The sequence below is a fragment of the Streptomyces sp. NPDC054841 genome, from assembly GCF_053611045.1.
This window is the reverse complement of record NZ_JBSGZO010000530.1, coordinates 1-5,400: the sequence shown is the minus strand read 5'-3', so window position 1 is coordinate 5,400 and position 5,400 is coordinate 1. Positions and strand designations below refer to the sequence as shown.

The window sequence follows — 5,400 nt, the reverse complement described above, 5'->3', positions numbered from 1 at the left end:
CCCGGGGCACCGCAGTCCCCGGCCGCTTCCGCAGCCGCCTCCGCGGCCGCTTCGGCGAAACCCGTGATGTGCCGTACGGCGGGGTTGTCCGGCTCGACCCCCACGACGAGGACCCGTTCGACCCGGCCCGCCGCGATGAGCAGCCGGGCCCAGTGGACGGCGTCCAGCCCGGAGGTGGGTCCGTTGCACAGGGTCAGGTTGGCTCCGCGCAGTCCATGGGTGATGGCGACCCAGGACGCGGTGACATTGCTGGACGTGGCGGGCAGCAGCATCGGGCTGGTGCCCAGGTACGTGTGGTCGGCGATGGTCCGTACGGTGTCGCAGACCGTGTCCGCGTTGCCGTAGTTGGTGCTGACGACGACACCGACGCCGGCCCCCGGAACGGTCGGTTCCCCGGCCGTGTCCACCAGTCCTGACTCCTCCAGCGCGTCGCGGGCCGCGACCATCGCGAGCTTGGTGGCCCGGTCCTTGTAGCGCAGGCCCCGCCCGGTGAGCCGGGACACGGGGTCGGGTGCGGCGGCCCGGCCGGCGGGCAGCGGGCCCAGCAGGTCCGCGGGGCGCTCCAGGCCGCGGACGGCGACACCGAGTCCGGTGACGACGACGGCGTGGGCCGAATCTGCGGCGGTCACCGGGGTGTGCCTCCTCCGGAATCGGCGACGCCACGGTCGGCGCCGGTGTCCTCGTATCGCTCGACCACGGCGACGGCGTTGAGCCCGCCGAAGCCGAAGGAATCGATCTGGGCCAGCCGCAGCGGTGCGGAGGGACGCTCGGCCTCGCCTCGTACGAGCCGGAATCCGGCGACCGCGTCGACGGGATCGTCGAGGTACACGGTCGGCGGCACGGTCCCCGTGCGCATCGCGTCCACCGCGGCGACCAGACTGTGCAGTCCCGAGGCTCCCGCAGTGTGCCCGGTCATCGACTTGATCGCGGTCATGTACGGGGACGGGTCCAGCCCCGCGAACACCGCACCCAGCGCGGCCGATTCGGCCTCGTCGTTCAGCGGCGTACCGGTGCCGTGCAGCATGACCAGGTCGATGTCGGCGGGCTGTACGCCGGCCCGCCGGTGCGCCTCGTGGACGGCCGCGGCGATGTTCTTCGCCTCGGGCGCCGATGGATGGTGGGCATCGCAGTTGACGGCGACACCGCGCACCCGGGCGTGCACCCGGGCCGCCGGTCCCAGCCCGTCGCTCTCCCGGCGCAGCACGACGGCGACGGCGCCCTCCCCCTGGAGCATGCCGCGGCGTGCCCGGTCGAAGGGCCTGACGCGGTCGGGCGCCTCGGGGTAGCAGCGGTCCAGGAGTCCGTAGGTGCTCTCGGTGATGGTGTCGACGCCGGCGACGACGACGGTGTCGGCGACGCCGAGGTCGAGCAGGTCCGTACCGAGCGCGAGGGCGTAGAGGGAGGCCGAGCAGGCGTTGGCGACGGTGTGCGTGTCCGCGGCGCCGAAGCGGCGCCTGAGCATGGTCCCGAAGTGCAGATCGCGGGCGTCGAAGGGGATCTGGTCGCGCCAGGAGAGCTCCACGGAACGCAGTTCGCGCAGGGTGGTACCGATCAGCACCGGTACCGCGGACAGGTCGTCGCCGAGGCCGGCGTCGGCGGCGGCGGCCGCGACAGCCCGTTCCAGCCAGCGGGTGGCGCGGAGCGGTACGTCCGTGCCGGGCGCGGGGCGGTCGTCGATCTCGTACGCGACACTCGCCCGGAACTTGCTGCGGTCGTAGCCGCGCAGCTCGGCCAGTCCGCTACGGCCTTCGGTGAGGGAGGTGAAGATCTCCTCGACGCTGTCGCCGATGCTGGCGACGGCGCCCATGCCGGTCACGATCCAGCCCGTGCCGCGTGTCCCGTCCGTGCTCCCGGTACTCCCGGCACTCCCAGTGCTCCCAGTGCTCCCCTTGCTGCCCGTACTCCCCTTACCCGTGATCCCGTTCACGCCGTTCATGCCGCGCTCCGGTATCTGCCGAGGATCAGGACGGCGTTGTTGCCGCCGAAGGCCAGTGCGTTGTTCTGCACGATGTCGAGGTCCGCCGCCACCGCCTCGTTGGGCACGCAGTCGACCCCGCACTCCGGGTCGGTCTCCCGGTGGTTGACGGTCGGCGGGATGAACCCCTCGGTGATGGCGAGCGCGCAGGCCGCGGCGGCGACCGCGCTGGCCGCCCCCATGCTGTGGCCGATCATCGACTTGATGGAGACCGTGCGTGGCATGGCGTCCTCGCCGAACACCTGGCGGATGGCGCCCGCCTCGGTGATGTCGTTGGCCTTGGTGCCGGTGCCGTGCGCGGAGACGAAGTCGACCTGGTCCGGGGTGATTCCTGCATTGCGGTGGGCGATGCGGATGGTGCGGGCGATGCTGTCGCGGTCCGGGGCGACCGGGTGCAGGGCGTCGCAGGCGAGCCCGTAGCCGAGCACTTCCGCATAGATCCGCGCGCCGCGGGCGAGCGCCGAGTCCAGGCTCTCCATGAGCAGGATGCCGGCGCCCTCGCCGGTGAGGATGCCCTCGCGGTCCTTGTCGAAGGGCCGGCACACCTCGGGAGCGATGGTGCCGAGCCGGTAGAAACCGGTGAAGGTCTTGCGGCACAGGGCGTCCGCGCCACCGCACAGGGCGATGTCGACATCACCGCTGCGCAGGGCGTCGTAGCCGTACCCGACCGCGTAGTTGCCGGCCGCGCAGGCGGTCGGGATGGTCACGGCCTCGACGTCCTCCAGCCCCAGTTCGCGGACGATGCCCGCGGAGAGCCGGCCGGCCGGGATGCGCCGGGCGACGGTGGGGTCGTACTGCCCGGGTCCGTCCTCCAGCCCGGCGGCGACCAGCTGGTCGAGATCGCGGGATTCGCCGTCCGTGGTGCCCACGGACACCAGGGAACGGCGGGCCCGCACGTCCTCGACGGTGAGACCGGCGTCCCCGACCGCCATCCGGGCCGCCGCCACCGAGAACTGGCTCGCGCGGCCCAGGTCTTCCGGGTCCTGACGCAGGATCCAGCGCTCCGGCTCGAAGTCGGTGACCTCGCAGCCGTTGGCGTGGGCGAATCCGGTCGTGTCGAACGCGGTGATCGGCTTGACGCCGCCGCGTCCTTCCCGGAGTCCGGCGGTGAAGGCCTCGACACCGATGCCGATGCTGGTCACCACCCCGAGCCCGGTGATCACCACCCGGCGGCCGCTGTCGCCGGGGCGCGGGTCCGGGGCCCCGCTCTGACCTGGCACGTCTGTGTTCATCGAAGCTCACCCATCCGACGGTCGGAACGACTGGTCAGTTCTTGGCGGCTTCGGCGACCACGGCGTACACGCCCTCCAGGTTGACCATCCGGCTCAGTTCGGCCTGGTCGATGGTCACGTTCTGGGTGCGCTCCAGCGCGGCGAGGATCTCGATGGCGCGGAGCGAGTCCGCGTCGTGCTCCTCCTTGAAGAGGCTGGTCTCGGTGACCTCGTCCTCGTCGATCTCGAGAATGTCGCAGACGATCTCCTTGATCTCCTGCTTGCGGGCAGCGTCAAGGGCGGTCGTCAGGTCCACGTTGGTCATCTCGACTCCAAGAGGGATCGGTATCCGGAGTCCGGTGACTCCGCCATCCGTTCGTTGGGTCGAGATTGGATCCGCTGGCTATATCCGGCCTATACGGTCTCGGATCCGGCCACCCAGCCGAGTTGGGCCGCCCGCATGCCCGCCTGGAAGCGGCTGCGGGCACCGAGCCGCCCCATGAGTTCGGCGGTGATACGGCGGCCGGTGCGCACCGAGACACCCAGCTTGCGCGCCACGACCTCGTCGGTGAGGCCCTCGCCCAGCAGTCTGAGCACGGCCTGTTCCTGTGCGGAGAGCTCCTCGGACCCCGACTCACGCGGCTGCGGCCGGCCGCCGCTGAACGGGATGGCGCTTTCCCACACCCGCTCGAAGAGTGCGCTGAGGCTGGCGATCAGGCCCTGGCCGCGCAGGACGAGGGCTCCGGCGGCCGAGGCGTCGGGGTCGATCGGCAGCACGGCGTGGGTGCGGTCGAAGACCAGCATCCGGGAGGGCAGTGACGCGGTGGTACGCACCTGGTCGCCGTGGCGGACCAGCCAGCGCAGATGGTCCACCGAACCGGGGTCGTTGTACACGCTGTCCAGATAGACGCTGCGCATGACCACGCCACGTGCCGCGAGTGCTTCGCACAAGGGCCGGCTCGCCCGGCGGCTGCTTTCGGACTGCCGTCCTCCGGACGCGAAGGTGAGCAGTTCGGACTTGCAGTCCTGAGTGAATTCCTCGATACGGGAACGGATGTCGTCAATTCCGTCCAGCCGTTCCACAACGAAACGGCGCAGCTTTTGCTGCGCCGCATCGTACTCATCGATGAACCGAGCCACTTCGACTCTGGACTCCGAAATTCTTCGCTGGTTCTCCAGGACTTCACCTTCACGGCGTACCAGCAGCGCCTGGAGCCCGACCTCGGGACTCACCGCCCGGAATCTGCCCGGCTCCTCCCACGACGGTTTGATGAGTGAGAGCCTCGCGCACTCGTCAAGTGCGGAACGGACCCGCTCGGCCGGCCAGTCCAGAATGCTCACCAGATCGTCCACGCCGGAATCCGGCCACTGCAACATTGCGCGGTAGACCTCCGCCGCATGGGCCCCCAGTCCCAGCGGTTCCAGCATGATGCGCCCCCCTTGCCCCCACTGTGCACCCCACCACTGCACAGAAATCCGTTGGGGCATTATGTGCAGTTCGATCACGGATGGCAACGATCAGATGTGCGAACCCGCGACACACGAAGGGCCCGCCCCAGCCGGGGCGGGCCCTTTTCAGCCATCTCGCAATGCGCGAACCGGGGAGCGATCAGTCCCAGATCGGGTCGAAAGGCGCACCGGTCGGACGAGAGTCCCAGATCGGGTCCTCCGAAAGAATGTCCGGAATCGAATCCCAGATCGGGTCGGCCTGAGCGGCGTCCATCGAGACGGCGTCCCAGATCGGGTCGCCCGCGACGGCGGCCTCCCCGGCCGACACCCCGTATATGCCCGCGGCAATGAAGCCGACCGTGACGGCGATGGTACGCAGCAGGTTCATTCGCATGGAACTAGTGCCCCCTAGGCGGTTGTAATCCGCTTCACTTCCACTTTCCGGCCGGCTCCCCTGCCGTCCGGTGAATGAATTCTTGCCTGGGTGCCACCGCGCTCACCAGCGAAAATGCGGGCAGGGACCTGCGCTGGCAAGGTGCTGACAGCGGAAGAGACCCGACCGCTTTCGTCGTGAACGTGCGGTGTAGAGACGGTAGAGGCCGCTGAACTACGACTTTGCGCATGACTGTGCTTTCGGAGCCTTCCCCCGTGCGGCTCTCCGCGGCTCCGTCACCGTCGCCGTCCCCTCGCGCCCGGACCGCGGAACGTCACGCGGTGCAGCATGATGCCAACATGACGCCAGGAAGGGCCCGGACCCCCGTGGGG

The 5,400-nt window shown here is 70.0% G+C and carries 6 protein-coding genes; all 6 read right to left on the bottom strand.

The annotated features are described in order from the left end of the window. A partial coding sequence (locus tag ACWGI8_RS38510; RefSeq protein ID WP_453668091.1) for a beta-ketoacyl synthase N-terminal-like domain-containing protein occupies positions 1 to 629 on the bottom strand: 629 nt, incomplete at its 3' end. Then, complete coding sequence (locus ACWGI8_RS38505) at positions 626 to 1,807, bottom strand: beta-ketoacyl synthase N-terminal-like domain-containing protein (protein WP_453668090.1); 1,182 nt, start codon at positions 1,805 to 1,807, stop codon at positions 626 to 628. The genes ACWGI8_RS38505 and ACWGI8_RS38510, both read right to left, overlap by 4 nt. 125 nt (positions 1,808 to 1,932) lie before the next feature. After that, positions 1,933 to 3,207 carry a beta-ketoacyl-[acyl-carrier-protein] synthase family protein gene (locus ACWGI8_RS38500; RefSeq protein WP_453668089.1) on the bottom strand — a complete coding sequence of 425 codons (1,275 nt, stop codon included), beginning with the start codon at positions 3,205 to 3,207 and terminating at the stop codon, positions 1,933 to 1,935. A 34-nt stretch (positions 3,208 to 3,241) separates the two neighbouring features. After that, on the bottom strand, positions 3,242 to 3,511 hold the full coding sequence (locus ACWGI8_RS38495; protein ID WP_453668088.1) for an acyl carrier protein: 270 nt from the start codon (positions 3,509 to 3,511) through the stop codon (positions 3,242 to 3,244). Positions 3,512 to 3,600: 89 nt separating this feature from the next. Continuing rightward, positions 3,601 to 4,614 (bottom strand): LuxR C-terminal-related transcriptional regulator, encoded by a 1,014-nt coding sequence (locus ACWGI8_RS38490; protein ID WP_453668087.1) that lies wholly within the window; start codon positions 4,612 to 4,614, stop codon positions 3,601 to 3,603. 181 nt (positions 4,615 to 4,795) lie between these two features. After that, positions 4,796 to 5,023: a hypothetical protein gene (locus ACWGI8_RS38485; RefSeq protein ID WP_453668086.1), complete on the bottom strand. Its 228-nt coding sequence runs from the start codon at positions 5,021 to 5,023 to the stop codon at positions 4,796 to 4,798. Positions 5,024 to 5,400 lie beyond the last annotated feature (377 nt).